Source organism: Janthinobacterium goodfellowi, assembly GCF_051380695.1.
Taxonomy (GTDB): Bacteria; Pseudomonadota; Gammaproteobacteria; order Burkholderiales; family Burkholderiaceae_D; genus Janthinobacterium.
In genome coordinates this window covers 881,791-907,937 of the sequence record NZ_JBNYXN010000001.1, presented here as the reverse complement: position 1 = coordinate 907,937, position 26,147 = coordinate 881,791, and the positions used below count along the sequence as shown (strand labels likewise).

Sequence of the window (26,147 nt, the reverse complement as noted above, 5' to 3'; positions counted from 1 at the left end):
ATAGACGTACAGATGAACGAGGGGCGCGCCGCAGCTTTGGGGCTGCGGCGCATCCATCAGCGATAAGGTGCGTCGGCGGCGCGCGCAGCGGCGATGTCATTTTCATAACGATCACCTACGGCCAGCAACATCTCTTTCGTGTAATACAAATCCCCGCGTTTCTCGCCGTGGTATTCCAGGATTTGCGTCTCGACGATCGAATCGACCGGGCAGGACTCTTCGCAGAAACCGCAGAAGATGCACTTGGTCAAGTCGATATCGTAACGCGTGGTACGGCGCGAACCGTCGTCACGCTGTTCCGATTCGATCGTGATGGCCATCGCCGGGCAAACCGCTTCGCACAGTTTGCAGGCGATGCAACGTTCCTCGCCGTTCGGGTAGCGGCGCAGCGCGTGCAAGCCACGGAAACGCGGCGAGATCGGTGTCTTCTCTTCCGGGAATTGCACCGTGATCTTGCGCGAAAACATGTACTTGCCTGTCAGCGCCATGCCCTTGATCAGCTCGCCTAACAAGAGGCTGCTGAAGAAATCTTTTACCTTATCCATTCGTATGCACTCTCTTACTTCCAAATATTCCAGGATGTCTGCATCCAGGCAGCGACGAAGACCAGGTAGACCAGCGTCAACGGGATAAACACTTTCCAGCCGAGGCGCATGATCTGGTCATAACGGTAGCGTGGGAAAGTACCGCGGACCCAGATGAACACCGACACGATGAAGAAGGTCTTGGCGAACAGCCAGAAGAAGCCGCCGAAACCACCCCAGAACTCAAGGAAAGCAAATGGTGCGGACCAGCCACCGAGGAACATGATCGAAGCCAGGGCGCCGATCAGGATCATGTTGGCGTATTCGGCCAGCATGAACATGGCGTAGGCCATGCCCGAGTACTCGACCATGTGGCCGGCCACGATTTCCGACTCGCCTTCGACGACGTCGAACGGGTGACGGTTGGCTTCAGCCAGGCCCGACACCAGGTAGATGACGAACATCGGCAGCAGCGGCAGCCAGTTCCACGACATGAAATTGACGCCCTTGTCGGCGAAGAAGCCGATTTGCTGGCCGCCGACGATGTCGATGAAGTTCAGGCTGCCCGAGACCATCAGCACGATGACCATCACGAAGCCCATCGGGATTTCGTACGAAATCATCTGTGCCGAAGCGCGCATGGCGCCCATGAACGAGTACTTCGAGTTCGAAGCCCAGCCGGCGATGATGATGCCGTAGACTTCCATCGAGGTAATCGCCAGCAGCATCAGCAAGCCGGCGTTGACGTTGGCCAGCACGGCTTGCGGACCGAACGGCACGACCGACCAGGCGGCCAGGGCCGGCATGATGGTCATGATCGGGCCGATCACGAACAGGCCTTTGGCGGCCTTGGACGGGATGATGATCTCTTTGAACAAGAGTTTCAGCGCATCGGCGATCGGCTGCAGCAAGCCCAGCGGACCCACGCGGTTCGGGCCCACGCGGATCTGGATCCAGCCGATCAGCTTGCGTTCCCACAAGGTCAGGTAGGCAACCAGGCCCATCAGCGGCAACAGCACGCACAGGATCTTGATCAGGGTCCAGAAGAACGGCCACGAGCCGCCCAGCAGATCCTGACCGCTGCTGTTGATGACGTTTACAAATTCAGGCAGAGCCATCAGATTTTCCCCTCTGCTGTTTCAACTGTGATGTCACCGAACATGCCGCCCAGGCTGGCCGTCGAGGCATGCGCCGCCGACACTTTGACCACATTGGCTGGCAGGCCGGCATGGAGTGCCGCCACCAGGATGGCGCTGCCGGAGCCTTGCGCCACTTTGACCTTGTCGCCCGCCTTGATGCCCAGCTTCTCGGCCAATGCCGGCGACAGATGGGCTTGCGGCGCGGCGCCGTCGACCGTGCGCAGCAGCGGTTCGGAGCGGCGGACCAGCGCGTCGGCGAAGTAGATCGGCACGTCGGCGATGCGTTGCAGCGCAGGCGATGCCGGTGCGTAGCTTGCCGCTTCCGGTGCGTTCTTGGCGATATTGTTCAGCTGTGCCGACAGATCGGTCACGCCAGCGCCGAACGCTTCGTCGCGGATCGCTTCCGAGGTGTCGTAGTCGAAACCGGCCAGGCCCAGGATGTTGCCCAGGACGCGCAGCACTTTCCAGGCTGGACGGGTTTCCGCCAGCGGTTTCACGGTGCCGTTGAAGCTTTGCGCGCGGCCTTCGCAGTTGACGAAGGTGCCCGAGGTTTCAGCGAACGGGGCGATCGGCAGCAAGACATCGGCGTAATCCATGCCGTGCTTGAAGGCCGACATCGCCACGACCATCTCGGCACCATCCAGGGCGGCGCGGGCCGCTTGTGGATTGGCGGCATCGAGTTCCGGCTCGGCGTGCAGCAGCACGTAAGCTTTCTTCGGAGCAGCAAATGCGGCTTGCACATTGGCGCGCGGCTTGGCGACCAGGTGCGCGCCGACCGTGTTGGCCGCTTCCGTCAGGTAACCGAGCTTGGCGCCAGTCTGTTCGGCGATCCATTGCGCGGCAGCATGCAATTGCGACGCTTGCGGGTGTTGCGTTGCCGCGTTACCCAGCAGTACGGCGCCATGGTCGCCGGCCATCAGGCTGGCGGCGATGGCGACGGCCACGTCCGAAGCAACAACCGCTTCAAAACCGTTTGGCGCAGCGATTTCTTTCGCTTTAGCAACAGCGACGACCACTTCCGACAAGGCTGCCAGCCAATCGCTCGGCGCGACAATCATCTTGTTGGCGATGGTGATCAGCTGATCATCGTCGGAGGCATGCAGGATCGACAGCTTGGCGCCGCCCTTGACGGACGCGCGCAAACGCGTGGCCAGCAATGGGTGATCCTTGCGCAGGAACGAGCCGATGACGAAGGCGCGCTTGATCTGGCCAAATTCGTTGATCGGCATGCCCAGCCATGGCTTCACACTGGCGTCGAGCGCGAAGTCGGTCTGGCGCAGGCGGAAGTCGACGTTCTCGGAACCGAGGCCGTGGGCGACTTTTTGCAGCAGGACCAGCTCTTCGACGGTCGAATGCGGGGTGGCCAGCGCGGCGATGGCGTCAGCGCCATGCTCGTGCTTGATATTTTTCAAACCGTGCGCCACGTATTCCAGCGCGGTCTGCCAATCGACTTCTTTCCACTCGTTGCCTTGTTTCAGCATCGGCGACGTCAGGCGTTCGGCACTGTCCAGCGCTTCGTACGAGAAACGGTCCTTGTCCGAGATCCAGCACTCGTTGACGGCTTCGTTTTCCAGCGGCAATACGCGCTTGACCTTGCCAGCTTTCACTTGCACGATCAGGTTAGCACCGAGGCCGTCATGCGGGCTGACCGATTTGCGGCGCGACAGTTCCCACGTACGGGCGCTGTAGCGGAACGGCTTCGAGGTCAGTGCGCCGACCGGGCACAGGTCGATCATGTTGCCCGACAGTTCGGAGTCGACCGTCTGGCCCACAAACGACACGATTTCCGAGTGTTCGCCGCGGCCGATCATGCCCAGCTCCATCACGCCGGCCACTTCCTGGCCAAAGCGTACGCAGCGGGTGCACTGGATGCAGCGCGACATCTCTTGCATGGAGACCAGCGGACCGGCTTCCTTCGGCGTGACGACGCGCTTGTCTTCCTTGTAGCGCGATTCGCTCTTGCCGTAACCGACGGCCAAGTCTTGCAACTGGCATTCGCCGCCCTGATCGCAGATAGGGCAATCGAGCGGGTGATTAATCAGCAAGAATTCCATGACCGACTTTTGCGCCTGCACAGCTTTATCGCTGGCGGAGCGCACGATCATGCCGGCACTGACCGGGGTCGCACAAGCGGGCAAAGGCTTCGGCGCCTTTTCCACTTCGACCAGGCACATGCGGCAGTTCGCTGCGATCGACAATTTCTTGTGATAGCAGAAGTGCGGAATGTAGGTTCCCAATTTGTTGGCGGCGTCCATCACCATGCTACCAGCAGGGACTTCGACTTTTTTGCCGTCTATTTCGATTTCAACCATGGTGATCGTTACCTGACGCAGCTTAGATATATGCGGGCACTAAGCAATGCTTGTGCTCGATATGATATTCAAATTCTTCACGGAAATTCTTAATGAAGGCCCGTACCGGCATGGCAGCCGCATCGCCCAGCGCGCAAATGGTGCGGCCCTGGATGTTGTCGGCGATCGAGTTGAGCATGTCCAGGTCGTCTGGACGACCCTGCCCCTGCTCGATGCGGTGCACCATGCGGTACATCCAGCCTGTGCCTTCACGGCAAGGCGTACACTGGCCGCACGATTCTTCAAAGTAGAAGTAGGACAGGCGTTCCAGCGCCTTCACCATGCAGCGTGTTTCGTCCATCACGATGACGGCGCCCGAACCCAACATCGAACCGGCTTTCGCGATCGAGTCGTAGTCTAGGTCGGTCTGCATCATGATGTCGCCGCGGATCACCGGCGCGGACGAGCCGCCAGGAATCACGGCCTTGATCTTTTTACCGCCGCGCATGCCGCCTGCCAGTTCCAGCAGGGTCGCAAACGGGGTGCCGAGCGGCACTTCGTAGTTGCCCGGTTTTTCCACGTCGCCCGAGATCGAGAAGATCTTCGAACCGCCGTTGTTCGGCTTGCCCATCGCCAGGTATTTCTCTGGACCGATGTTCAGCACGAAGGGCACGGCCGCGAAGGTTTCCGTGTTGTTGATCGTCGTCGGCTTGCCGTACAGGCCAAACGAGGCAGGGAAAGGCGGCTTGAAGCGCGGCTGGCCTTTCTTGCCTTCCAGCGATTCGAGCAGGGCCGTTTCTTCGCCGCAGATGTAGGCGCCATAACCATGGTGCGCATGCAACTGGAACGAGAACTCGCTACCCATGATCTTGTCGCCCAGGAAACCGGCGGCGCGCGCCTCTTCCAGCGCTTCTTCGAAACGCAGGTATTCCTGGAAGATTTCACCGTGGATATAGTTATAGCCGACGGTGATGCCCATCGCATAAGCACCAATGGCCATGCCTTCGATCAGGGCATGGGGATTGTAACGAATGATGTCGCGGTCCTTGAAAGTGCCCGGTTCGCCTTCATCTGTATTGCAGACGAGGTATTTCTGGCCCGGGAACTGGCGCGGCATGAAGCTCCACTTCAAGCCGGTAGGAAAACCCGCGCCGCCGCGGCCGCGCAAGGACGAGGCCTTGAGGTCGGCGATGATCTGTTCCGGCGTGATTTTCTCTTCCAGGATACGCCGCAGGGCGCTGTAGCCGCCGCGGTTCACATAATCTTGCAAATGCCAGTTCTTGCCATCCAGATCCTTCAGGATCAATGGATCGATATGGCGGTTGTGGAGTGACGTCATTTCTTGAGTTCCTCCAGCATGGCGTCGATTTTCTCGTTCGACATCCAGCTGCACATGGTTTTATTACTGACCAGCAAGACCGGCGCATCGCCGCAAGCACCCATGCACTCGCCTTCAACCAGGGTGAACTGGCCGTCTGCGGTGGTTTCGCGGAAATCGATACCCAGTTTCTGCTTCAGGTACTCTGCAGCGCGCACGCCGCCCGACAGGGCGCATGGCAGGTTGGTGCACACGGTGATCTTGTGCTTGCCCACGGGTTTCACGTTGTACATATTGTAGAACGTGGCCACTTCCTGCACGGCGATCGCCGGCATGCCGATGTAGTCGGCCAGTTCCTTCATGGTTTCCGGCGCCAGCCAGCCCAGTTCATCCTGGGCATGGGCCAGCGCGGCCATGACGGCCGACTGACGCTGGTCGGCCGGGTACTTGGCCAGCTCGCGGTCAATTTTCTTATAGCATTGCTCTGATAACAACATACTTTTTGCCTCTTAGCGGTCAATACTGCCGAACACGATATCTTGCGTCCCGATGATGGTCACGGCGTCGGCAAGCATGTGCCCACGCGCCATCTCGTCGAGCGACTGCAAGTGGGCGTAGTCTGGCGCGCGCAGTTTCATGCGGTACGGCTTGTTGGCGCCATCGGACACCAGATACACGCCGAACTCGCCCTTCGGATGTTCCACGGCGCTGTAGGCCTCGCCTGGCGGCACGTGGAAACCTTCCGTGAACAGCTTGAAGTGGTGAATCAGCGATTCCATGTTGGTCTTCATGTCGACGCGGCCCGGAGGCGCCACCTTGCGGTTGCTGGTCATGACAGGACCTTCATTGTTGCGCAGCCACTCCACGCATTGCTTGATGATGCGGTTCGACTGGCGCAGCTCTTCCACGCGGACCAGGTAGCGGTCGTAGCAATCGCCGTTGGTGCCGATAGGAATGTCGAAATCCATCAGGTCGTACACTTCGTACGGCTGTTTCTTGCGCAAATCCCACTGCACGCCCGAGCCGCGCAGCATGGCGCCCGTAAAGCCCATGGCCAGCGCGTCTTCCGGCGAGACCACGCCGATGCCGACGGTACGCTGTTTCCAGATACGGTTGTCGGTCAGCAAGGTTTCGTACTCGTCCACCGAGTTCGGGAAGCGGCGCGCGAAGTCTTCGATGAAGTCCAGCAGGGAACCCTGGCGGTTTTCGTTGAGCTTGCCGATGGCCTTGGCGTTGCGGATGATCGACGCCTTGTGCTGCGGCATCGCGTCCGGCAAGTCGCGGTACACGCCGCCCGGACGGTAGTAGGCCGCGTGCATGCGCGCGCCCGACACTGCCTCGTAGGCGTCGAACAAGTCTTCGCGGTCGCGGAAGCAATACAGGAACGGGCCCATGGCGCCGACGTCCAGCGCGTGGGTGCCGAGCCACATCAGGTGGTTCAGGATGCGCGTCATCTCGTCGAACATGACGCGGATGTATTGCGCGCGCAGCGGCACTTCAAGGCCCAGCATCTTTTCGATGGCCATCACGTACGCATGTTCATTGCACATCATCGACACATAGTCGAGACGGTCCATGTACGGCACGGATTGCAGGTAGGTCTTCTGCTCGGCCAGCTTTTCGGTGGCGCGGTGCAGCAGGCCGATATGCGGGTCGGCGCGCTGGATGACTTCGCCATCCATCTCCAGCACCAGGCGCAGCACACCGTGCGCGGCCGGATGCTGCGGCCCAAAGTTCAGGGTGTAGTTCTTAATCTCAGCCATTATTTCATCCCGTAATGTTCTTCGCGGATCACGCGCGGCACGTTTTCCCGCGGCTCGATCGTCACGGGCTGGTAAATCACGCGCTTTTGTTCCGGATCGTAGCGCATCTCGACATAGCCGGAGACGGGGAAATCCTTGCGGAACGGATGGCCGATGAAACCGTAGTCGGTCAGCAGGCGGCGCAAGTCGTTGTGGCCTTCGAAGAGGATGCCCAGCAGGTCGAACGCTTCGCGCTCGTACCAGTTGACGGCGCGCCAGATGCCGACCACGGAGGGCAGCAGCGGCATGTCGTCGTCCGGCGCGAACACGCGCACGCGCACGCGCCAGTTGTGCTTGACCGACAGCAAGTGCGAAACGGCCGCAAAACGCAGGCCATCCCAGCTGCCGTCGCCATAGGTCGAGTAGTCGACGCCGCACAGGTCGAGCAATTGCTCGAAATGCAGGCTCGGATCGTCGCGCAAGGTCTGCATCACGGCCAGGTAGTCCTCGGCCTTGACGACCAGGGTGACTTCGCCCAGCGCAACCGTCGTGCTAACGCGATCGCCCAGGGCAGTGCCGAGGGCGTTTTGCAATACTTCTAAATGTGTTGTCATAATCTGAAGCGGCCCGGTTAGCGTGCGATCGTGCTGGTACGCTTGATCTTGTTCTGCAACTGCATGATGCCGTACAGCAAGGCTTCAGCGGTCGGAGGACAGCCAGGCACATACACGTCGACGGGCACGATGCGGTCGCAACCGCGCACCACGGAATAGGAGTAATGGTAGTACCCGCCGCCATTGGCGCAGGAACCCATCGAGATGACCCAGCGTGGCTCAGCCATCTGGTCGTAGACCTTGCGCAGGGCCGGCGCCATCTTGTTGCACAGGGTACCGGCAACGATCATGACGTCGGACTGACGCGGCGACGGACGGAACACGACGCCGAAACGGTCCATATCGTAGCGGGCTGCGCCCACATGCATCATTTCGACCGCACAGCAGGCCAGACCGAACGTCATCGGGAACATAGACCCGGTGCGCGCCCAGTTGATCAGCTTGTCGGCCGAGGTGGTGATGAAACCTTCGCTTAATACGCCTTCAATAGCCATGGCTTATTCCCAGTCAAGGGCACCTTTCTTCCAAATGTACCAAAATCCGACCACGAATTCAGCGATAAACACCATCATCGTGACGAAACCGGCCCAGCCCAGGTCGCGCATTGCAACGCCCCATGGGAAAAAGAATGCCGTTTCCAGATCGAACAAAATAAACAGGATTGCGACCAGATAGTAGCGCACATCGAATTTCATGCGCGCGTCTTCGAATGCTTCAAAACCACATTCGTACGGGGAGAGTTTTGCTGCGTCAGGCTTGTTAGGACCTAACAGGCGCCCCAGGAGCTGGGGAGCGATACCGACACCAAGGCCGATAATAATGAACAGCAGGACGGGGAAGTAATTTTCGAGGTTCACGATTGATAAGCTTATATTGAACGATCGGTTAAATGAGGACGCTGCGATCATTTGCAGCGTATCTAACGCACGACCCCAATCAAAGCTAAGACCAGGATCGAACGACACATCCTCGTAAAAAAAGCCAGCAACTTTGTACGAGCCATGGCTCGTGCGCCGTTGCTGGCTTCTGATTTCTGGTGCCGACGACGAGACTCGAACTCGTACAGCTTTCGCCACTACCCCCTCAAGATAGCGTGTCTACCAATTTCACCACGTCGGCGGTAAGGCCCGTATTCTACTCTGCTTTGGCGCTAAAGTTAATGCACAAATGCATCAAAACACAGATAAAAACGATAAATTTTTACATCTTCCAGCACGTCACGATTTTTTCCTGCCGCACTGCTAAAACATTGAGCAATAATCTGCCCGTAATGAGAATTACTCTCGATGAGGCATCGAGCTCCGACAGAATTACTTCGGAATCGCGCCTGCCGGGGTGCTGGCAACCGGTGCCGCCGCTGCCGGAGCACTGGCCGCCGGAGCTGCCGCAGGCACCGTCGTCGGGATCGCGCCCGCGCCGGTGACTGGCACTGGCTTGACGACTTTATCCATCACGCCGCCGCCCACCGTGGTGGCGCGCTGATTGGCCATCAGCGACAGGGCCAGCGTGGCGCCGAAGAAGATCGCGGCGGCAACGCCCGTCGACTTCGACATGAAGTTCGACGAACCCGTCGCACCGAACAGGCTGCCCGAGGCGCCCGAACCGAAGGCGGCACCCATGTCGGCGCCCTTGCCGTGCTGCAGCAACACCAGCGCGATAATCGACAATGCCGAAATAACCTGTACTACCACTACCAGATTGAACATCATGTTCATTGCAATTCCATTCTTAGTTTAAATTAATTCAATCGGCGGCGTGAATAATCGCCAGGAAATCCGCCGCCTTCAATGCTGCTCCACCAATCAGACCGCCATCGATATCCGGCATCGCCATCAATTCTTTTGCGTTCTCCGGCTTCATGCTGCCGCCGTACAGGATCTGCACGCCGGCGGCCGCTACCGCATTCTTTGCCGCCAGCTGGGCGCGCAATACCTGATGCACGTCCTGTGCCATTTGCGGCGTGGCCGTCTTGCCCGTGCCGATGGCCCAGACCGGCTCGTAGGCCAGCACCAGTTTCGCCACGTCATCGGCGGAAATCGCCGCCAGCACGGCGCCCAGCTGCTGCGCCACGACCGCGTCGGTCTGGCCCGCTTCGCGCTGCGCCAGCGTCTCGCCGATGCAGACGATAGGCGTGATGCCCGCAGCCAGCGCGGCAACCGTCTTGGCCGCCACCTGCGCATCGGTCTCGCCGTGGTAGGCGCGACGCTCGGAATGCCCGATCACCACATAGCCGCAGCCAAAATCCTGCAGCATGGCGACCGAGATTTCGCCCGTGTAGGCGCCGCTGGCGTGCGCGGAAACATCCTGCGCACCCCAGCCGAGAGCCGTGCCTGCCAATTGCGCCTGGCACTGCGCCAGGTAGGGCGCAGGCACGCAGACGGCGCTGGCGGCGCCAGAAGCAGCCAGGCCAGCAACTATTTCAGACAATAACACCGCGTTCGAGGTGCGACTGCCGTTCATTTTCCAATTTCCGACGACGAGTTTGCGACGCATAGTAGCCTAAATTCTTAATAACCCGTCATTCTAACTCCGGCACCGATGCCGGTCAAACAGGCAGTGCCCCGTTTCAGGCAACTTGCAACATGATCTTGCCCACGTGCGTGCTCGCTTCCATCAAGGCATGCGCCTCGTTGGCTTTTTCTAACGGGAACGTTTGATAGATCACGGGCTTGATCTTGCCCGCCTCGATCAGCGGCCAGACGGTCGTGCGCAGGTGGTGCGCGATGGCCGCCTTGAACGCCACGGAACGGGGACGCAAGGTGGAACCTGTCACCGTCAGGCGGCGGCGCAGCAAGGCGCCCAGGTCCAGTTCCGCCTTGGTGCCGCCCTGCACGGCGATCAGGCCGATGCGGCCATCGTCGGCCAGGCAATCGATTTCGCGCGGCAAGTAGTCGCCGCCCACCATGTCGAGGATAACGTCGACGCCTTTGCCATCAGTCAATTCCTTGACGACGGCGACGAAATCTTCCGTGCGGTAATTGATACCGCGTTCGGCGCCCAGCGCCTCGCAGGCGCGCGCCTTCTCGTCGCTGCCCGCCGTGGCGAACACGCGGTGGCCGAGCGCGGCCGCCAATTGAATGGCCGCCACGCCGATGCCGGACGTGCCGCCCTGCACCAATAACGTTTCGCCGTCCGCCAGCGCGCAGCGGTCGAAGACATTGCTCCACACGGTAAAGAAGTTTTCCGGCAGGGAGGCGCCTTCCAGCGCCGTCAAGCCCTTGGGCAAGGGCAGGCACTGGCCGGCGGGGGCGGCGCAGTATTCGGCATAGCCGCCGCCCTGCACCAGCGCGCAGACCAGGTCGCCCTTCCTGAAGGCGGTATTGGTAAAGTCGCCATCGACGACTTCGCCCGCCACTTCCAGGCCAGGCAAGTCCGATGCGCCGGCTGGCGGCGCATATTTGCCCAGGCGCTGCAGCACGTCGGGGCGGTTGATGCCGGCCGCGTGCACCTTGATCAGCAGTTCGCCGGTCTTGAAGGCGGGAACGGGACGCTCAGTGATCTGCAAAACGTCGGCGGGACCTGGCTGGCTGATGGCAACTGCACGCATGGCGGGACTCTCTCAAGGGAAAACGGCGATTGTACGCCAAGCCGCCCACCCTTGCAGACCACCACTCCGTCTTAACCGGCGCCCGTTTTCGACTGGCGCGGCAAGGGCGTGCCCGGCTTCCATTTGGCCGACAGGGCCTGCCCTTCCTCGACTTGCTCATGCGTCATCTTGCGCACCACGGCGGCGCGCTGGTCGGCCGCATTCGCGTTGCCATTCGCGGCCGCCAGATTCCACAGCATGTAGGCGATGACGTTATCCTGCTGCACGCCGCCCATGTGATAGCGGTACATCAGGCCCAGCACCTGCTGCGCCTCGGCATGGTTCTGCTCGGCCGCCTTGCGGAACCAGCCCACGGCCTGCTTGTGGTCTTGCAGCACGGCGTTGCCCGTGTAATACATGGCGCCCACCACGTACTGGGCATCGGCCTTGCCCTGCTCGGCCGCCTTGCGGTGCCAGAACATGGCTTGCTTGTAATCCTGCGGCAAGCCCCGTCCCATGTAATACATCAAGCCCAGCAAATGCTGGGCATCGGGATTGCCGGTCTTAGCAAGGGGCAATATTTCCTTGTAAGCCAGCGCGTAATTCTTGTTGTTGTAGGCACTGGCGCCCTCGACGAAGCCGGCCCGCGCGGGTAGCTGTATGACACACAGCATGAGTAATGTAATGATCAGTTTTTTCATCGGAATGGGATGTGGTCTGACTGCTTATTCTTGTCCTGCCGAAGGCCTGCGGCAGAATGCGTTTACTTCCAGCTAACTTTGCCCAGGCCCTCGACGCTGATATCACGGTTGGCCGGCTTGCCGTACACCACCACCGAACCGAGTCCGCTCAGGTTCAGCTTGGCATTCGTATGGGCATTCACCGTGGCATTACCCAGGCCGCTCAATTCCAGGTTGACGGCGTCCGCTTCGAACTGCTGCGCATTCAGGCTGCCCAGGCCGCCCAGGCTGGCTTTCAGCATGCGTCCGCGTCCGCCCAGCACCACGGAACCGGCGCCCTGCAAATCCAGCTCCGCGCGCTCATTGTTGCCTATCCATATCTGCATGCTGCCCACGCCGCCCAGGCTGGCATTGAGCTTGCGGTAGTCGCCCACCAGCTTGATGCTGCCCGCCCCTTCCAGCGACAGGGTCAGCTCCTCGCCCTTGAAACCCGTGATGTCGGTGCTGCCGAAGCCTTCCGAGCTCAGTTCGCGCAAGTTCGGCAAGACCAGGTCGGCGCGGATCGATGAAGGGCCGAGCTTGAAGCCGCGCACTTCCGTTTCGATATGCAGCGTGTCGCCGCTTTGCGCCGTGCTGACATCGGCAATGTAGCGCTTGTCGGCCGTGATGCTCAGTGAAGGCACGTTGCCCTGGCGAATGCGCACTTCCATTACGCCATCGAGCTTGACTCTCACCACGCGGGCGTCGACGCTGCGCATCTCCAGCAAGCGGGTCTCGGCGGCCGCGCCGCGCACCAGGCCCAGTGTCGCCAGGAACAGCAGCGCCAGTTGCAATATCTTTTTCATGTAGTGCATCCTCGGTATCTTGTTTTTATGTGCCGCGGCGCCCTCGTGGAGCTCCCGCGCATTGCCACTGGCTGCCACTGTAGCAGCAGCAAAAATTGCTGACAATTAATTATGCGAAGCGGGCTTTTTCCAGGGCAGTCAGGCGCTTGGCCTTGACTACCACCACTTGCATGGCAGCCTTGTTCGCTGGCGCGGCCAGGGTGGCCGTGGAACTGGCCACGTGCAGGGCCGGAGCGGCCGGGGCGATGGCGTAGCAGCTGGCGCTGACCAGGATGGCGGCGGCAACGGCAATGATTTCCATGTTTTTAGCGGCGTTCATGTGGTTCTCCTCGGGTGTCTGGCAGTGGGCTTGCGGTATGGTGTCACTATAGCCATACCGCCCCCGGCAGACACGCCGATTGCGACGAACTGCGCTTTTGGCAGGCTGGCCTGACAAAAACGCGGATGAACGTGCAGATCGCTACGCTTGCAGCTTAAAACTCTTCCCACTCATCGGCGCCGGACTTGGCTGCCTTAAGCGGCTTGGCCGGCTTGGCTGGCGACAGCGCGCGGGCTGGCGCGCGCGACGCCGGAGCGGCCGGCTTTGCCTTGAGGCGCGTCACGGGCGCGGGTGCCGTACCTGCATCGCCCAGGCGGAACATGCCGACGGCTTGCGCCAGGTCCACGGCCTGCTCCTGCAGGCTTTCCGCGGCGGCAGCCGCTTGCTCGACGAGGGCGGCGTTCTGCTGTGTCATGGTATCCATATGCGTGACGGCCGTATTGATCTCGCCGATGCCGGCGCTCTGTTCGCGGCTGGCCACCGTGATCTCGCTCATGATGGTCGTCAGTTGCTGCACCGAGGCCACCACCTGATCCATGGTCTGGCCCGCTTCATCGACGAGGCGGCCGCCCGCATCGACCTTCTCCACCGAGTCGCCGATCAGTTCCTTGATTTCCTTCGCCGCGCCAGCCGAGCGTTGCGCCAGGTTGCGCACTTCGGACGCCACCACGGCAAAGCCCCTGCCCTGCTCGCCCGCGCGCGCCGCTTCGACGGCGGCGTTCAAGGCCAGGATATTCGTCTGGAAGGCGATGCCGTCGATCACGCCGATGATGTCGACGATCTTGCGCGAGCTTTCCTGGATGCCGGCCATGGTGCCCACCACCTGCTGCACCACCCGGCCGCCCTTGGCCGCCACTTCCGAAGCGGACACGGCCAGCTCGTTGGCCGCATGCGCGTTTTCCGCATTCTGTTTCACCGTCGAGGTCAGCTCATCCATCGAGCTGGCTGTTTCTTCCAGCGCGCCCGCCTGCGCTTCCGTGCGCGAGGACAGGTCGGCATTGCCGGCGGCGATATCGGCCGATTCGCTGCGCACCAGGGTGCTGATGCTGCGGATCTGCACCAGCACGGTGGCGATCTTTTCGACGAACAAATTAAAGGCCTTGGCGATCTGCGCCAGCTCGTCCGTGCCTTCCGCATCGAGGCGGCTGGTCAGGTCGCCGTCACCCGTGGCGATCGCTTCCATCGCATCGCGGACCAGGCCGAGGCGGCGCAAGGCGCGCGCCACCAGCACGCTCAAGACCGTGGCGGCCAGGGCCAGCACCAGCAAGGCCGTCAGGGCCGAAGCGCGCAGCATGGAGCTCAAGGCCTGCGTCGCTTCCGCGCGGTCGAGTACGGTGGCCAGCAGCCAGTCGCTGCCTGGAACCTTACTTACATGCAAGATGCCGTCGCGCCCGTCCAGGCGGATGGCGGCGCCGTCGCCGCTCTTTTCGATATCGGCCAGCGCCTGCGCGCTCAGGCCCGGATCGAGCTCGGCCAGCGGCTTCAGGGTCAGCTTGCCGTCCGGGTGGGCGATGATCTTGCCGCCGCCGTCGACGAGGAAGGCATAGCTGGCCGCCGTCGGCTTGATCGAGGCGACGTTTTGCACCACCGCATCCATCATCACGTCGGCCGCCATCACGCCCGTCACGCCGCCCTTGCCGCCCAGCGGCTCGGCAAACGTCACCACCAGCTTGCCCGTGCTGGCGCCGATATACGGCGCCGTGATGATGGGGCCGCCCACTTCGGACGCCAGCTTGTACCAGGGGCGTGCCGTGGGATCGTAGTCGGCGGCGCGCTTGCGCTCCTGCGAAAAGACGGCGTGCTTGTCGGCAAAGCCGATATACGCCATGTCGAACGTGCCTGCCTGCTCGGCCGCCTTCAGGGCAGGCAAGGGATCGGCCGCCGTGGCGCCCTGCTTGAGCGAGCCCACAACGGCCTGCTTGGAACGCAGCCATTCGGCGATCGCCGTGGCATGGCTGTGCGACAACTGCAGCATCTGCGTGTCGAGCGCGGCCAGGGTACTGGAGCGCGTGGTAAAGAAATTGGCGATGGCGACGGCCAGCATGGCCAGCACGACGATGGAAACGGCGATGGCGATCAGCCGCGCCTTAAGGGAGGACAACATGGTGCATCCAATAAAAAAGAGAAAATCGGGAGGGATGCGCCATGGTCGATGAATAAGATTTTGTCGTCAAGCAATACCGACTCTCAATTACCCATAAACAACAATTGATACCATATATAAATCAAATCTCGCCACGCAGCTTGCGCAGAGCCGGCGATTCGCCGCCCGTCGCTTCGATGCGGAAGCGGGCAAATGCCTGCTCCAGCTCGGGGTACTGGCGCAAGCCGCCTTCCGTAAAATAGCGCCCGCCCGGGATATCGCCCCACGGCAGGGGCACGGCCAGGGCGCCGCTGCCCGCCAGGGCCAGCAGCGGCTCGAGCGCGCTGCGCAGGTCGGCCACCTCCCCGTCGGCGGGCGCCAGGCGCCCCAGCAACTGCTCCAGTTCGGCGGCACGGGCTTGCAAACGCTGCTGATCCATCATCTGTCCTCAATTCTTGATCGTGCCGATCAGCACGGGTGCCGACCACAGGCTGCGGTTGGGCAATAAATACTGCTGCGCCCCGCCCTTGCGCCGCACCAGCCCGCCCAGCTCCTGCGTCGGCGCCACCTGGCTGACGAATACGTTGACGGTGCCCTTGGGCATGATCTGATACACATCATACAGCGGCGCCTCGCTCTTCAAGGGCAAGCCGAAACAGTCGGCCAGGGTGGCGCAGCGGCCGGACGCCAGCTGCAATTGCGCGCTGGTGGTGAAATACGGCGAATACGGCGACACATTCTGGCCATGCGGCACGATCTTCACCAGCGCGGCAGCCATCGGCTGCAGGTCCGGCACGGTGCTGCCGGAGGCGAGCTGCTCGACCGCGCGCGCATAGATGGTGTCGGCCGAGGCGGCCGGATCGGCGGCGCGCAATTCGCGCAGGAACTGCTGCCCTGGTCCGCTTTCGAGGTAGGCGTCGATCGCATCCCGCGGCAAGCCCGCCGTCCTGAAGGTGCTGAGGTCATTGATTTCGCGCGCATGCACGGCGCGCAAGGCGTCGAGGTCTTGCGCCGGCATGGCCGTGGACGCGGCGGCGATGGGGATGGGCAACGGCACCGGCGTGGGTGCGTTGTCCAGCTGTGCCCGGACCCCGGGCGCGACGGCAAGCAGAAAGGCGGCGGCCAGCCCGCAGAATGTGCGCATGCTGCATCTCCTTGGAAGACTCTCGAGGGAAAATCCCACTCCGAATCTACAAGGCGCGGCAGCGGCCGATACGCGCTGGATCAAGGCCGGTGCACGCGTCGGCACACACCTTCGATACAGCGCAAACGACGCGCATAAAAAAACCGCCAGGGCTTGCGCGCCGGCGGTTTTTGAGCATGCGGCCGAGGCCGCAGTCAGTCTGACTTAAGCGGCTGGCGCTTCGTTGCCTTCGGCAGCTTTCATCGACAGCTTCAGGCGGCCGCGGTCGTCCGTTTCCAGAACCTTGACGCGGACCAGCTGGCCTTCTTTCAGGTAGTCGGCCACGGCGTTGACGCGCTCGTTGGCGATCTGCGAGATGTGCAGCAAGCCGTCCTTGCCTGGCATGACTTGCACGATGGCGCCGAAGTCCAGCAGTTTCAGCACGGTGCCTTCGTAGGTCTTGCCCACTTCGACGGAAGCGGTCAGTTCTTCGATGCGGCGCTTGGCTTCCTGGCCGGCGGCAGCGTCAACGGAAGCGATGGTGACCACGCCTTCGTCGCTGATGTCGATCTGGGTGCCCGTCTCTTCGGTCAGCGCGCGGATCACGGCGCCGCCCTTGCCGATCACGTCACGGATTTTTTCCGGATTGATCTTGATGGTGATCAGACGCGGTGCGAAGTCGGACAGTTCGGTTTTGACGTGCGGCATGGCTTTTTGCATTTCGCCCAGGATGTGCTCGCGGCCTTCCTTGGCTTGCGCCAGTGCCACTTGCATGATTTCCTTGGTGATGCCCATGATCTTGATGTCCATCTGCAGCGCCGTGATACCGTTGCGGGTACCGGCCACCTTGAAGTCCATGTCGCCCAGGTGATCTTCGTCGCCCAGGATGTCGGACAGCACGGCAAACTTGCCGCCTTCCTTGATCAGGCCCATGGCGATACCGGCCACGTGTTCTTTCATCGGCACGCCGGCGTCCATCAGTGCCAGGCAGCCGCCGCACACGGAAGCCATCGACGAGGAACCGTTCGATTCCGTGATTTCCGATACCAGGCGCACCGAGTAGCTGAACTCTTCGGCGGCTGGCAGGGCGGCGATCAGCGCGCGCTTGGCCAGGCGGCCGTGGCCGATTTCGCGGCGTTTTGGCGTACCGACACGGCCCGTTTCGCCGGTGGCGAACGGAGGCATGTTGTAATGCAGCATGAACGAATCGGTGAACTCGCCCATCAGCGCATCGATCTTCTGGCTGTCGCGGGCGGTGCCCAGGGTAGCGACGACCAGCGCCTGCGTTTCGCCGCGCGTGAACAGGGCTGAACCGTGGGTGCGTGGCAGCACGCTGGTGCGGATCGAGATCGGACGCACGGTGCGCGTGTCGCGGCCGTCGATGCGTGGCTCGCCGTCCAGGATCTGCGTACGCACGATCTTGGCTTCGATGTCGAACAGGATGTTGTTCACTTCAGCGCTGTCGATGGACGCGCCGCCGTTGGCAGCCGCTTCGGCCGACAGGTCGGCGATCACTTCCGACGTCGCCGCCTTCAGCTTGGCCGTACGCTCTTGCTTGTCCTTGGTTTGATACGCATCATTGATCTTGGCGTTGGCGAAATGCGCGACGCGGGCGATCAATGCTTCGTTTTTCGGCGCAGGCGCCCATTCCACTTCCGGCTTGCCGCCGTCACGCACCAGGTCGTGAATCGCGTCGATGACGACTTTCATCTGGTCGTGGCCGAAGACCACGGCGCCCAGCATGATTTCTTCGGACAGCTGTTTCGCTTCCGATTCGACCATCAGCACGGCCGTTTCGGTACCGGCGACCACCAGGTCCATTTCCGACGTTTTCAGTTGCTGGACGGTCGGGTTCAGGATGTACTGGCCATTGGCGTAACCGACGCGCGCGGCGCCGATAGGACCGTTGAAAGGCACGCCCGATACGCACAGGGCGGCGGAAGCGCCGATCATGGCGGCGATGTCCGGATCGATTTCAGGGTTGACCGACAACACGTGAATGATGACTTGCACTTCATTCAGGTAGCCTTCCGGGAACAGCGGACGGATAGGACGGTCGATCAGACGGGATGTCAGTGTTTCTTTTTCAGAAGGACGGCCTTCGCGCTTGAAAAAACCGCCCGGGATTTTACCGGCAGCATAGGTTTTCTCGACATAATCAACCGTCAAAGGGAAGAAATCCTGGCCTGGCTTGGCATCTTTGCGTGCCACCACCGTTGCCAGAACGACGGTATCTTCGATCGACACCAGCACTGCGCCGGATGCCTGACGTGCGATTTCGCCGGTTTCCAGGGTCACTTGGTGTTGACCGTACTGGAAGGTTTTCGTAACTTTGTTAAACATGGGGTATCCCTTTTCTAATTGCCGACAGATTTTCAGGGGCTGTCGTTCACCTCACCACAGGCGGCGTAAAAATGCTGCCTTTACTTGTTGCCACCTTTGCTACTTTACTTTTAAAACATGATATCGATAGAGAATACTGTACTTCTCGACATAAATCCGGAATTCAAATGACAAAATGCCCGCGTCAGCGAACTGGCGCAGGCATTTCTGTATAAACCTTGTACGGCAAAAATTACTTGCGCAGACCAAGTTTAGCGATCAGGTCGCGATAACGGGTAGCGTCTTTAGCCTTCAGGTAGGACAACAGGCTCTTACGACGGTTGACCATCATGATCAGGCCGCGGCGGGAGTGGTGATCTTTCGAGTGGGCTTTGAAGTGGCCGTTCAGTTCGTTGATACGAGCTGTCAGCAGTGCAACTTGCACTTCAGGGGAGCCGGTGTCGTTTTGACCACGTGCGTTGTCCGCGATGATAGCGGCTTTGTTGATGTTTTCTACTGTCATGATAAACCTTTCACATGCGGTGCACAGAGTCTGAACCCTATCCACCGTGAACTACGATTATTAAAATACTGGCCTATGCTTCCAACCAGACGCGCAAGTATATCGGAAAAATGCCCGCCTGTATCCTGCCGTGCGCGCTTTTCTCGGTGCATGATAGGGTTTTCCTGCATTTCAGGAGGTCAAACATGAAAAAACTGCTCAAATTAGCAACGCCGCTGCTGTTTGCCGCGCTGGCCGGCTGCGCCAGCTGGAACGTCCCGCCGCCGCAGCCGGGCGAGCCGCGCGCCGCCGTGGAAGCGCGCCTGGGCCGGCCCACGGCCATCTACCAGCTGCCCACGGGGCCGGAACTCGAATACGCGACGGGCCCGTACGGCCAGTACACGTACATGGCCCGCTTCGGTCCCGACGACAAGCTCATTTCCTACGAGCAGGTGCTCGACACGCCAGGCTTTGCCCGCATCAAGGTAGGCGTGTCAACCCAGCAAGACGTGCTGCACACCCTGGGCCGCCCGACGGAAAAATCCTACCTGCCACTGCCCAAGCTCTACGTCTGGTCCTACCGCTACAAGGAATCGGGCGTATGGGATTCCATGATGCACGTGCACTTCGACCACGACGGCATCGTGCGCATGATGATGAACGGGCCCGATCCGGACAAGGAAGAGCGGCGGTTTTTCTGGTGACAGATTGCTAGCGCCCTTTTACGGCTGCGGGTCGATGCGTTCATCCTTGGCGTGGAGCTTATTTAGCGCCGACAAATACGCCTTGGCCGACGCGACGATGATGTCGGGGTCGGCGCCCACGCCGTTGACGATGCGCCCGTCGCGCGACAATCGCATCGTCACTTCGCCTTGCGACTGCGTGCCCGTGCTGATGGCATTGACGGAGAATAAGACCAGTTCCGCGCCGCTGGCGGCCGCGCTTTCGATGGCGTTGACGGTGGCGTCGACGGGGCCGTCGCCCCGCCCTTCGCAGCTGATCTGCTTGCCGCCGACGAGAAACTCCACGCGCGCATGCGGCACGGCCCCCGTCGTCGATTGCTGCGCCAGGGAAATGAAACGGTAGTGCTCACTCTCCTGCGCCTGCTGCTCCTCGCTGACGAGGGCCATGATGTCTTCGTCGAAAATCTCGGATTTGCGGTCGGCCAGCTCCTTGAAGCGGAGAAAAGCCGCGTTGACTTCCGCCTCGGAGTCGAGCGCAATGCCCAGCTCGTGCAGCCGCTGCTTGAAGGCGTTGCGGCCCGACAATTTACCGAGGACGATCTTGTTGGCCGTCCAACCCACGTCTTCGGCGCGCATGATTTCATACGTCTCGCGCGCCTTTAAAATGCCGTCCTGGTGGATGCCGGACGCGTGCGCAAAGGCGTTCGCACCGACGACGGCCTTGTTCGGCTGCACGGCAAAGCCCGTGATCTGCGACACCATTTTCGAGGCGGCGACGATTTGCGTCGTATCGATACCCACCGTCAAGTTGTAATAGGCGGCCCGCGTGCGCAGCGCCATCACCACTTCTTCCAGCGCCGTGTTGCCGGCCCGCTCGCCCAGGCCATTGACGGTACACTCGATCTGCCGCGCGCCGCCGATCATGACGCCGGCCAGCGAATTGGCCACAGCCAGGCCCAGGTCGTTATGACAATGGACAGACCAGATGGCTTTATCGGAATTCGGTATGCGTTCGCGCAAGCGCTTGATGGTATTGCCGAAGATTTCAGGCACGGCATAGCCCACCGTATCGGGGAAATTGATGGTGGTGGCGCCCTCGGCGATCACGCCCTCCAGCACGCGGCAGAGGAAATCCTCGTCGGAGCGGCTGCCGTCTTCGGGGCTGAATTCGATGTCGTCCGTGAACTGGCGCGCGTAGCGCACGGCGTTCTGCGCCTGCAACAAGACTTCCTCGGGCGTCATGCGCAGCTTCATCTGCATGTGCAGCGGTGACGTGGCGATAAACGTGTGGATGCGCTTGCGCTCGGCTGGCGCCAGCGCTTCGGCGGCGCGGGCGATGTCGCGGTCGTTGGCGCGCGACAGCGAGCAGATGGTCGATTCGCGCACGGCGCCGGCAATCGCCCGTATCGACTCGAAGTCGCCTTGCGAAGCGGCGGCGAAGCCCGCTTCGATGACGTCGACCTTCATGCGCTCGAGCTGCTTGGCGATGCGCAGCTTTTCCTCGCGCGTCATGGAAGCGCCCGGCGATTGCTCGCCGTCGCGCAAGGTGGTGTCAAAAATGATGAGTCGGTTGCTGGTGTTCATGGCTGCTCCTGGCTGGCTGAAGACTGGCGACGCTACCGACCCAGCGCATCAATGCTCGGGGTCGGTCTGGATGATGCTGACTGGCTTGCCCTTCGCCATGCGCCAGAAAAACACGGCGTAGCCGGACAGGCCATAGGCGACGAAAATCGGGAACAGCACTTTCGGCGGGTCGATGGAAATGAGCGCGAAGAACAATGCCAGCAGGAATACCACGATGAAAGGCACGGACTTGCGGAAATTCACATCCTTGAAGCTGTAGAACGGCACATTGGTGACCATGGTCAGGCCCGAGAACAGGGCGATCGTCCACGACACCCAGGCCAGCTGATTGCCGGCAAATTCCAGGTCGTTCATCAGCAGGATGAAGCCGGCCACCATGGCGGCCGCCGCCGGGCTGGGCAAGCCCTGGAAGAAGCGCTTGTCGACCACGGCGATGTTCGTGTTGAAGCGGGCCAGGCGCAGGGCGGCGCCGGCGCAATACACGAAGGCGGCCAGCCAGCCCAGCTTGCCCATGCCGCGCAGCGACCATTCGTAGATCACCAGCGCCGGCGCGGCGCCGAACGACACCATGTCGGACAGGCTGTCGTATTGGGCGCCGAATTCGCTCTGCGTATTCGTCAGGCGCGCGATGCGGCCATCGAGGCCGTCGAGGATCATGGCGATGAAGATGGCCCAGGCCGCGTGTTCGAATTTCTGGTTCATGGCCATGACGATGGCGTAGAAGCCGCAAAACAGGGCTGCCGTCGTGAAGGCGTTCGGCAACAGATAGATGCCGCGGCGGCGCAAGGTTTTCTTGCCAGTGCCATCGGTCACCGGCTGGCGCACGAATTTGCTGAAGCGGGACGCTTTGGATACTGCGGGAGTGCCGTTCTTGCCTCTACGACGGGGGAAGTTTGCCATGTTGTTCCATATCTTGTGTACTGCAGGGGATTCGGTGCCAGATGGCAGGCGCAAGACTGTCACGGCGTGCGCCTGCCGATGTTGCCATTATAGAGGAGCCGCCGCCAAAGAAAAGCGCGGCGGCGTCAAGCCGGCAATATTGACACCAATACTAGCCTTATTTGAACTTGACCTTGGCCACCAAGCCCATGTTGAGGGTCGTTTCGCCCGGCTCGAAGCTCGGTTCGGCCACCTGGCTGCCGCCATAACCCATGGAGTCGGCGCTCATGTTGCGCGCGCCGGCCACGCTGACGCGCTGCGCATAGTTGCCCGAACCTTCGAAATCGATGGTGTCGATCACGGCGTCATTGACATTGCGGCCCATGGCGCCGGCGATGGCGGCCACGCGTTCGTTGAGGTTCTTGTACGCGGCGGCGATGCGCTGGTCGTCGAGTTTGCGCACGGTGGCGGGCGCCAGGCCAAAGTTCAGGCGGTTCAGGGTCAGCACGCCTTGCGCTGCGGAAACGGTTTTCGGCAAGGCGGCCAGGTTGGTCGTCGTCACCTGCAGGTACTGGCCCACGCGCCAGCCCGTCGGCACCCTTGGCTTGGCGGCGACGCCCGGCGGCAAGGGCGCCGTTTCCGGGTACACGGCATACGTGTAATAGCCCTGGGTCTTCAGCACGGCTTGCGGGTCGGCCTTCTTGACGATGGCCGTGCCCTGGTTCATCTTCTGGTTCACGCGCGAGGCGGCGGCGGCCTTGTCCTTGTCCTGCTCTTCGATGGCCAGGGTGACGGTCACCTGGTCGTTCGCATGCACCACCTCGCCATTGGCGGGCACCACCACGAGGGTGCCGGAAGTGGGCAAGGTCTGGGCGTGTGCGCCCAGGGCAACGGTAGCGGCGGCTGCGGCCAGCAGCGATTTCATGACGGTCATGGTGTTCTCCTGAAAATAATGGGGCAAAAACGACCATGGGGCCAACAGCCCCATGATTTTTAAAACATGCTGACGCGGACATCTTCCCGCGTTGATCAGCCTACTTCAGCTTACTTGAACTTGACCTTGCCGACGACACGCATGTCGAGCGTGGTTTCGCCCGGCTCGAAGCTCGGTTCGGCGACGACGCTGCTGTCTTCGACCATCTTGGCGCTGCGCATCATCATCGGCGCGGCCGCAGGACGGCTTTCGGTGGCGTAGTTGCCCGAACCTTCGAAGTCCACCGTATCGAGCACGGCGTCCGAGACGTTGCGGCCCATGGCCTTGGCGATGGCGGCCACGCGCTCGTTCAGGTTTTTATAGGTGGCGGCGATGCGCTGGTCGTCCAGCAAGCGGATGGTTTCCGGCTTCAGGCCGAAATTCAAGCCATTCAGGGTCAGCACGCCTTGCGCCGCCGACACGGTTTTCGGCAGGGACGCCAGATTGGCCGTCGTCACTTCCAGGTACTGGCCGACACGCCAGGCCGTCGGCAAACGTGGCTTGGCCACGGCGCCGGCTGGCAACGGGCGCTCTTCCGGATACACGGGATAGGTGTAGTAGCCGTACGATTTCAGCGCTGCCGACGGATCGGCCTGCTTGACGATGGCGATACCCTTGTTCATCTTCTGGTTGACTCTCGACGCTGCGGCAGCCTTGTCCTTGTCCTGTTCTTCGACGGCCAGGGTAGCGACCACCTGGTCATTGACATGCTTGACTTCGCCAAATGCGGGTACGACCACCAGGGTGCCGTTGGTCGGCAAAGATTGGGCTTGCGCGCTCAGGGCAACGGTGGCTGCGGCGGCAACAAGGACGGATTTCATCACGGTCATGGGGGTACTCCTAGGTAGTTAATGTGGCTGACAGCCCGCGAAAGGGATGCTTTTGCCATCCCTTTCGCCTGAGAAACTTGTCAAACTGTGTAGATTCTAACGCCTCATTCATTCCTGTGGCGCAAATTAACAAATCGTCACAAAATGTGCTTGCCAGTCACATTTGATCACATTTCAATACACTGTTATTCAAAATAACAGTGTATTAGTGACCCAGCACCGCGCCGCCGCTGCGCCGGCCCGGCTTGAAACTGTGGCGGTGCGCGCCCCAGGCGATGGTCAACGCCACCAGCAGCAAGGCCAGCATGGCCCAAGGGAACGACGCCGCGCCATAGCCGTCGAGCAGCATGCCGCCCGCCAGGCCGCCGCCCGCGATGGCCACGTTCCAGATGGTCGCCACCATCGCTTGCGCCACGTCCATGCCGTCGCCGGCCGCGTCCGCCGACGCCGTCTGCAGCAAGGTGCCGGCGCCGCCAAAGGTGATGCCCCAGATGGCCATGCTGACATAGATCACGGCGGGCGAGTCCATCGCCAGCCCCAGCGCGACCACCACCAGGGCAAAGGCGGCGATGCAGCCCAGCACGAGCGGGCGCAGCCAGCGATCGATCAGCTGGCTGACCAGCCAGATGCCGGCCAGGGAACCGACGCCATACACGAGCAGCACCAGATCGACGCGGGGGCGCAAGCCGGACGGCGCCAGGAACGGCGCGATATACGTATATAAAATGTTATGCGCCAGCATCCAGGCGACGATCACCGCCAGAATCGGCCGCACGCCCGGCGTCATGAACACCTGGCGGATCGACAGACGCTCGCCCTGCTTTTGCCCCGGATAATCGGGCACGACCAGCAACACCCACGCGACCAGCACCACGGCCAGGCCGGACATGATGCCGAAGATGCTGCGCCAGCCCAGCACGCCGCCCATCAGGGTGCCCAGCGGCACGCCCAGCGACAGGGCCAGCGGCGTGCCGATCATGGCGATGGCCATCGCCCTGCCCTGCTGCTCGACGCTCACCATGCGGCGCGCGTAGCCGGCCATCAAGCCCCAGGCCAGGCCGGCGGCCATGCCCGTCACGAAGCGCGAAACCAGAGCGACGAGGTAGTTGGGCGCCAGGGCCGTCGCCGTATTGAAGATCAAAAAGCCGATGATGGCCAGCAGCAAGACATTGCGCCGGCGCCAGCTGCTCGTCAGCGCCGTCAGGGGAATCGCCGTCAGGATGGAACCGATGGCGTACACGGTGACCAGCTGGCCCGTCATGACTTCGGAAATGCCGAGGTCCCGGGCAATCTGCGGCAGCAAGCCAGCCGGCAAGGTTTCCGACAGGAGGGCGAGAAACGCCGTCATGGCCAGGGCCAGCAAGGCGAGGATAGGAAGCCGCTCGGAAATGGAAGAGTCTGCAGTGCCCGGCATGGGCACTGCGGCGGTAATACGGTCGGTCATAGGGGTCCTTCAGATTGCGCAAGCGGCTAATCAGCTAGCGCCTGGCGTGCTACAAAAGCGGTGATGCGCGTTGCGGTCGGCAGATACCGAAACAGATGCAGTCCATGGGAAACTGCAAAGGAAGGGCGGAATTGTAAAGCAAACGCACCAAAAGCGTGCGCACAAAAACAACCGAGCTCAAGCTGGCGTCATGCAGGCGTCATTGGCCGCCTTGCGCGGCGAAAACCAGGCATTCGATTTCGGGCTGTACAGGAAGGCGCAGATGACGGCGAACAGGAGCGCGCCAGGCAAGACGTTCATCTTGACCGGCAAGGTCGCCAGGCAAAGCGCAATGTCGATCACGCCCCACACCAGATACACCGTGCGTGCGCCACGCTGCCTTTGCAGCATGGCCAGCGCTGTCACCAGGCTAAGGCCCAGGCTGAAGAGCATCATCGCGTATTGCACTTCCGCGGGAATCGCGCCATGCGCCATCCCGGCCAGCATGGCGGAATCGTTGCGGCCGAGGTAAACCGAGGCCAGCGATAACAACGAGTTGAGGATCAGAAACCAGCAGCTGAGGGCAACCGAGACGGGACGCTTGACGACATGAAGATTCCCTACAAAAACTTTAGAAAAAACAAGCATGGTGCTGACGGTATGGTTGAATGGGCCTGATTGTAACGGATGTTGCCGGCCAAACGCCTGCGCATAAAAAAGCCGGCTTGCGCCGGCTTTTTTTGAAGA

The 26,147-nt window shown here is 61.4% G+C and carries 27 protein-coding genes and 1 tRNA gene; 1 reads left to right on the top strand and 27 read right to left on the bottom strand.

Annotated elements, in window-relative coordinates; genetic code table 11:
* Positions 1-56 precede the first annotated feature (56 nt).
* The 21 genes from nuoI to rpsO form a co-directional block, all read right to left on the bottom strand.
* Positions 57-545, bottom strand: a complete 489-nt coding sequence (gene nuoI / locus ACQ4WQ_RS04120) for an NADH-quinone oxidoreductase subunit NuoI (protein WP_010399726.1) — start codon at positions 543-545, stop codon at positions 57-59.
* 14 nt (positions 546-559) lie between these two features.
* Positions 560-1,642 carry an NADH-quinone oxidoreductase subunit NuoH gene (nuoH, locus tag ACQ4WQ_RS04115; protein ID WP_070224109.1) on the bottom strand — a complete coding sequence of 361 codons (1,083 nt, stop codon included), beginning with the start codon at positions 1,640-1,642 and terminating at the stop codon, positions 560-562.
* Positions 1,642-3,975 (bottom strand): NADH-quinone oxidoreductase subunit NuoG, encoded by a 2,334-nt coding sequence (gene nuoG, locus ACQ4WQ_RS04110; protein ID WP_436494840.1) that lies wholly within the window; start codon positions 3,973-3,975, stop codon positions 1,642-1,644. The genes nuoH and nuoG overlap by 1 nt, the downstream gene beginning before the upstream one ends.
* Before the next feature lie 22 nt (positions 3,976-3,997).
* A complete protein-coding gene (gene nuoF, locus ACQ4WQ_RS04105) occupies positions 3,998-5,293 on the bottom strand; it encodes an NADH-quinone oxidoreductase subunit NuoF (protein WP_010399729.1) in 1,296 nt (431 codons plus the stop codon).
* A complete protein-coding gene (gene nuoE / locus ACQ4WQ_RS04100) occupies positions 5,290-5,769 on the bottom strand; it encodes an NADH-quinone oxidoreductase subunit NuoE (protein WP_035820520.1) in 480 nt (159 codons plus the stop codon). The genes nuoF and nuoE overlap by 4 nt, the downstream gene beginning before the upstream one ends.
* Positions 5,770-5,781: 12 nt before the next feature.
* The gene (locus ACQ4WQ_RS04095; RefSeq protein WP_034749992.1) at positions 5,782-7,035 is read right to left on the bottom strand and encodes an NADH-quinone oxidoreductase subunit D; all 1,254 of its coding nucleotides are present in this window, start codon (positions 7,033-7,035) and stop codon (positions 5,782-5,784) included.
* Positions 7,035-7,628 (bottom strand): NADH-quinone oxidoreductase subunit C, encoded by a 594-nt coding sequence (locus ACQ4WQ_RS04090; protein WP_436494838.1) that lies wholly within the window; start codon positions 7,626-7,628, stop codon positions 7,035-7,037. Before ACQ4WQ_RS04090 ends, ACQ4WQ_RS04095 begins: the two co-directional genes overlap by 1 nt.
* 17 nt (positions 7,629-7,645) lie before the next feature.
* On the bottom strand, positions 7,646-8,122 hold the full coding sequence (locus ACQ4WQ_RS04085) for a NuoB/complex I 20 kDa subunit family protein (protein ID WP_010399733.1): 477 nt from the start codon (positions 8,120-8,122) through the stop codon (positions 7,646-7,648).
* Positions 8,123-8,125: 3 nt separating this feature from the next.
* Positions 8,126-8,485 carry an NADH-quinone oxidoreductase subunit A gene (locus ACQ4WQ_RS04080; RefSeq protein ID WP_010399734.1) on the bottom strand — a complete coding sequence of 120 codons (360 nt, stop codon included), beginning with the start codon at positions 8,483-8,485 and terminating at the stop codon, positions 8,126-8,128.
* A gap of 177 nt (positions 8,486-8,662) precedes the next feature.
* Positions 8,663-8,747 (bottom strand) — tRNA-Leu (locus ACQ4WQ_RS04075).
* 191 nt (positions 8,748-8,938) lie between these two features.
* Complete coding sequence (secG, locus tag ACQ4WQ_RS04070; RefSeq protein WP_034749996.1) at positions 8,939-9,343, bottom strand: preprotein translocase subunit SecG; 405 nt, start codon at positions 9,341-9,343, stop codon at positions 8,939-8,941.
* 28 nt (positions 9,344-9,371) lie between these two features.
* Positions 9,372-10,121, bottom strand: a complete 750-nt coding sequence (gene tpiA / locus ACQ4WQ_RS04065) for a triose-phosphate isomerase (protein WP_436494836.1) — start codon at positions 10,119-10,121, stop codon at positions 9,372-9,374.
* Positions 10,122-10,194: 73 nt separating this feature from the next.
* Positions 10,195-11,175, bottom strand: a complete 981-nt coding sequence (locus tag ACQ4WQ_RS04060; protein ID WP_436494834.1) for an NAD(P)H-quinone oxidoreductase — start codon at positions 11,173-11,175, stop codon at positions 10,195-10,197.
* Positions 11,176-11,246: 71 nt separating this feature from the next.
* Positions 11,247-11,855 carry a tetratricopeptide repeat protein gene (locus tag ACQ4WQ_RS04055; protein WP_436494832.1) on the bottom strand — a complete coding sequence of 203 codons (609 nt, stop codon included), beginning with the start codon at positions 11,853-11,855 and terminating at the stop codon, positions 11,247-11,249.
* A 62-nt stretch (positions 11,856-11,917) separates the two neighbouring features.
* Positions 11,918-12,679 carry a GIN domain-containing protein gene (locus tag ACQ4WQ_RS04050; protein ID WP_436494830.1) on the bottom strand — a complete coding sequence of 254 codons (762 nt, stop codon included), beginning with the start codon at positions 12,677-12,679 and terminating at the stop codon, positions 11,918-11,920.
* A gap of 109 nt (positions 12,680-12,788) precedes the next feature.
* On the bottom strand, positions 12,789-12,998 hold the full coding sequence (locus ACQ4WQ_RS04045; RefSeq protein ID WP_436494828.1) for a hypothetical protein: 210 nt from the start codon (positions 12,996-12,998) through the stop codon (positions 12,789-12,791).
* A gap of 154 nt (positions 12,999-13,152) precedes the next feature.
* Positions 13,153-15,102, bottom strand: coding sequence for a methyl-accepting chemotaxis protein (locus ACQ4WQ_RS04040; RefSeq protein ID WP_436494826.1), 1,950 nt, complete (start codon positions 15,100-15,102; stop codon positions 13,153-13,155).
* Between the two features lie 121 nt (positions 15,103-15,223).
* Positions 15,224-15,523 carry a hypothetical protein gene (locus tag ACQ4WQ_RS04035; RefSeq protein ID WP_326458485.1) on the bottom strand — a complete coding sequence of 100 codons (300 nt, stop codon included), beginning with the start codon at positions 15,521-15,523 and terminating at the stop codon, positions 15,224-15,226.
* 6 nt (positions 15,524-15,529) lie between these two features.
* The gene (locus ACQ4WQ_RS04030) at positions 15,530-16,225 is read right to left on the bottom strand and encodes a hypothetical protein (RefSeq protein ID WP_326458484.1); all 696 of its coding nucleotides are present in this window, start codon (positions 16,223-16,225) and stop codon (positions 15,530-15,532) included.
* A gap of 204 nt (positions 16,226-16,429) precedes the next feature.
* Positions 16,430-18,547 (bottom strand): polyribonucleotide nucleotidyltransferase, encoded by a 2,118-nt coding sequence (gene pnp, locus ACQ4WQ_RS04025; RefSeq protein WP_070224120.1) that lies wholly within the window; start codon positions 18,545-18,547, stop codon positions 16,430-16,432.
* A gap of 232 nt (positions 18,548-18,779) precedes the next feature.
* Complete coding sequence (gene rpsO / locus ACQ4WQ_RS04020) at positions 18,780-19,049, bottom strand: 30S ribosomal protein S15 (RefSeq protein WP_010399743.1); 270 nt, start codon at positions 19,047-19,049, stop codon at positions 18,780-18,782.
* Between the two features lie 185 nt (positions 19,050-19,234).
* On the opposite strand from rpsO, the gene bamE reads away from it, so the two are divergent.
* Positions 19,235-19,732 carry an outer membrane protein assembly factor BamE domain-containing protein gene (bamE, locus tag ACQ4WQ_RS04015; protein WP_326458483.1) on the top strand — a complete coding sequence of 166 codons (498 nt, stop codon included), beginning with the start codon at positions 19,235-19,237 and terminating at the stop codon, positions 19,730-19,732.
* An 18-nt stretch (positions 19,733-19,750) separates the two neighbouring features.
* Here the strand turns inward: bamE and ACQ4WQ_RS04010 are convergent, their stop codons facing one another.
* The 6 genes from ACQ4WQ_RS04010 to ACQ4WQ_RS03985 all read right to left on the bottom strand — a co-directional run bounded on the left by ACQ4WQ_RS04010 (position 19,751) and on the right by ACQ4WQ_RS03985 (position 25,907).
* Positions 19,751-21,295 carry a 2-isopropylmalate synthase gene (locus ACQ4WQ_RS04010; RefSeq protein ID WP_326458482.1) on the bottom strand — a complete coding sequence of 515 codons (1,545 nt, stop codon included), beginning with the start codon at positions 21,293-21,295 and terminating at the stop codon, positions 19,751-19,753.
* A gap of 48 nt (positions 21,296-21,343) precedes the next feature.
* Positions 21,344-22,195 carry a CDP-diacylglycerol--serine O-phosphatidyltransferase gene (pssA, locus tag ACQ4WQ_RS04005; protein ID WP_034779546.1) on the bottom strand — a complete coding sequence of 284 codons (852 nt, stop codon included), beginning with the start codon at positions 22,193-22,195 and terminating at the stop codon, positions 21,344-21,346.
* 157 nt (positions 22,196-22,352) lie between these two features.
* Complete coding sequence (locus tag ACQ4WQ_RS04000; RefSeq protein ID WP_326458481.1) at positions 22,353-23,108, bottom strand: SIMPL domain-containing protein; 756 nt, start codon at positions 23,106-23,108, stop codon at positions 22,353-22,355.
* 110 nt (positions 23,109-23,218) lie between these two features.
* A complete protein-coding gene (locus tag ACQ4WQ_RS03995) occupies positions 23,219-23,977 on the bottom strand; it encodes an SIMPL domain-containing protein (protein WP_099410972.1) in 759 nt (252 codons plus the stop codon).
* Positions 23,978-24,182: 205 nt separating this feature from the next.
* On the bottom strand, positions 24,183-25,391 hold the full coding sequence (locus ACQ4WQ_RS03990; RefSeq protein WP_436494821.1) for an MFS transporter: 1,209 nt from the start codon (positions 25,389-25,391) through the stop codon (positions 24,183-24,185).
* Positions 25,392-25,598: 207 nt separating this feature from the next.
* Complete coding sequence (locus ACQ4WQ_RS03985; RefSeq protein ID WP_436494819.1) at positions 25,599-25,907, bottom strand: hypothetical protein; 309 nt, start codon at positions 25,905-25,907, stop codon at positions 25,599-25,601.
* Between the last annotated feature and the right edge of the window lie 240 nt (positions 25,908-26,147).

What these genes read in the sequence shown, in the direction of transcription:
- nuoE (WP_035820520.1), bottom strand. Translation starts at nt 5,769, where the DNA reads ATGTTGTTATCAGAGCAATGCTATAAGAAAATTGACCGCGAGCTGGCC.
- ACQ4WQ_RS04050 (WP_436494830.1), bottom strand. Translation starts at nt 12,679, where the DNA reads ATGAAAAAGATATTGCAACTGGCGCTGCTGTTCCTGGCGACACTGGGC.
- ACQ4WQ_RS04090 (WP_436494838.1), bottom strand. Translation starts at nt 7,628, where the DNA reads ATGACAACACATTTAGAAGTATTGCAAAACGCCCTCGGCACTGCCCTG.
- ACQ4WQ_RS03985 (WP_436494819.1), bottom strand. Translation starts at nt 25,907, where the DNA reads ATGCTGGCCGGGATGGCGCATGGCGCGATTCCCGCGGAAGTGCAATAC.
- ACQ4WQ_RS03995 (WP_099410972.1), bottom strand. Translation starts at nt 23,977, where the DNA reads ATGACCGTGATGAAATCCGTCCTTGTTGCCGCCGCAGCCACCGTTGCC.
- nuoG (WP_436494840.1), bottom strand. Translation starts at nt 3,975, where the DNA reads ATGGTTGAAATCGAAATAGACGGCAAAAAAGTCGAAGTCCCTGCTGGT.
- tpiA (WP_436494836.1), bottom strand. Translation starts at nt 10,121, where the DNA reads ATGCGTCGCAAACTCGTCGTCGGAAATTGGAAAATGAACGGCAGTCGC.
- ACQ4WQ_RS04030 (WP_326458484.1), bottom strand. Translation starts at nt 16,225, where the DNA reads ATGCGCACATTCTGCGGGCTGGCCGCCGCCTTTCTGCTTGCCGTCGCG.
- ACQ4WQ_RS04035 (WP_326458485.1), bottom strand. Translation starts at nt 15,523, where the DNA reads ATGATGGATCAGCAGCGTTTGCAAGCCCGTGCCGCCGAACTGGAGCAG.
- nuoH (WP_070224109.1), bottom strand. Translation starts at nt 1,642, where the DNA reads ATGGCTCTGCCTGAATTTGTAAACGTCATCAACAGCAGCGGTCAGGAT.
- nuoI (WP_010399726.1), bottom strand. Translation starts at nt 545, where the DNA reads ATGGATAAGGTAAAAGATTTCTTCAGCAGCCTCTTGTTAGGCGAGCTG.
- pssA (WP_034779546.1), bottom strand. Translation starts at nt 22,195, where the DNA reads ATGGCAAACTTCCCCCGTCGTAGAGGCAAGAACGGCACTCCCGCAGTA.
- pnp (WP_070224120.1), bottom strand. Translation starts at nt 18,547, where the DNA reads ATGTTTAACAAAGTTACGAAAACCTTCCAGTACGGTCAACACCAAGTG.
- ACQ4WQ_RS04045 (WP_436494828.1), bottom strand. Translation starts at nt 12,998, where the DNA reads ATGAACGCCGCTAAAAACATGGAAATCATTGCCGTTGCCGCCGCCATC.
- ACQ4WQ_RS04010 (WP_326458482.1), bottom strand. Translation starts at nt 21,295, where the DNA reads ATGAACACCAGCAACCGACTCATCATTTTTGACACCACCTTGCGCGAC.
- ACQ4WQ_RS04085 (WP_010399733.1), bottom strand. Translation starts at nt 8,122, where the DNA reads ATGGCTATTGAAGGCGTATTAAGCGAAGGTTTCATCACCACCTCGGCC.
- rpsO (WP_010399743.1), bottom strand. Translation starts at nt 19,049, where the DNA reads ATGACAGTAGAAAACATCAACAAAGCCGCTATCATCGCGGACAACGCA.
- secG (WP_034749996.1), bottom strand. Translation starts at nt 9,343, where the DNA reads ATGAACATGATGTTCAATCTGGTAGTGGTAGTACAGGTTATTTCGGCA.
- ACQ4WQ_RS04000 (WP_326458481.1), bottom strand. Translation starts at nt 23,108, where the DNA reads ATGACCGTCATGAAATCGCTGCTGGCCGCAGCCGCCGCTACCGTTGCC.
- ACQ4WQ_RS04040 (WP_436494826.1), bottom strand. Translation starts at nt 15,102, where the DNA reads ATGTTGTCCTCCCTTAAGGCGCGGCTGATCGCCATCGCCGTTTCCATC.
- ACQ4WQ_RS03990 (WP_436494821.1), bottom strand. Translation starts at nt 25,391, where the DNA reads ATGCCGGGCACTGCAGACTCTTCCATTTCCGAGCGGCTTCCTATCCTC.
- nuoF (WP_010399729.1), bottom strand. Translation starts at nt 5,293, where the DNA reads ATGACGTCACTCCACAACCGCCATATCGATCCATTGATCCTGAAGGAT.
- bamE (WP_326458483.1), top strand. Translation starts at nt 19,235, where the DNA reads ATGAAAAAACTGCTCAAATTAGCAACGCCGCTGCTGTTTGCCGCGCTG.
- ACQ4WQ_RS04055 (WP_436494832.1), bottom strand. Translation starts at nt 11,855, where the DNA reads ATGAAAAAACTGATCATTACATTACTCATGCTGTGTGTCATACAGCTA.
- ACQ4WQ_RS04095 (WP_034749992.1), bottom strand. Translation starts at nt 7,035, where the DNA reads ATGGCTGAGATTAAGAACTACACCCTGAACTTTGGGCCGCAGCATCCG.
- ACQ4WQ_RS04060 (WP_436494834.1), bottom strand. Translation starts at nt 11,175, where the DNA reads ATGCGTGCAGTTGCCATCAGCCAGCCAGGTCCCGCCGACGTTTTGCAG.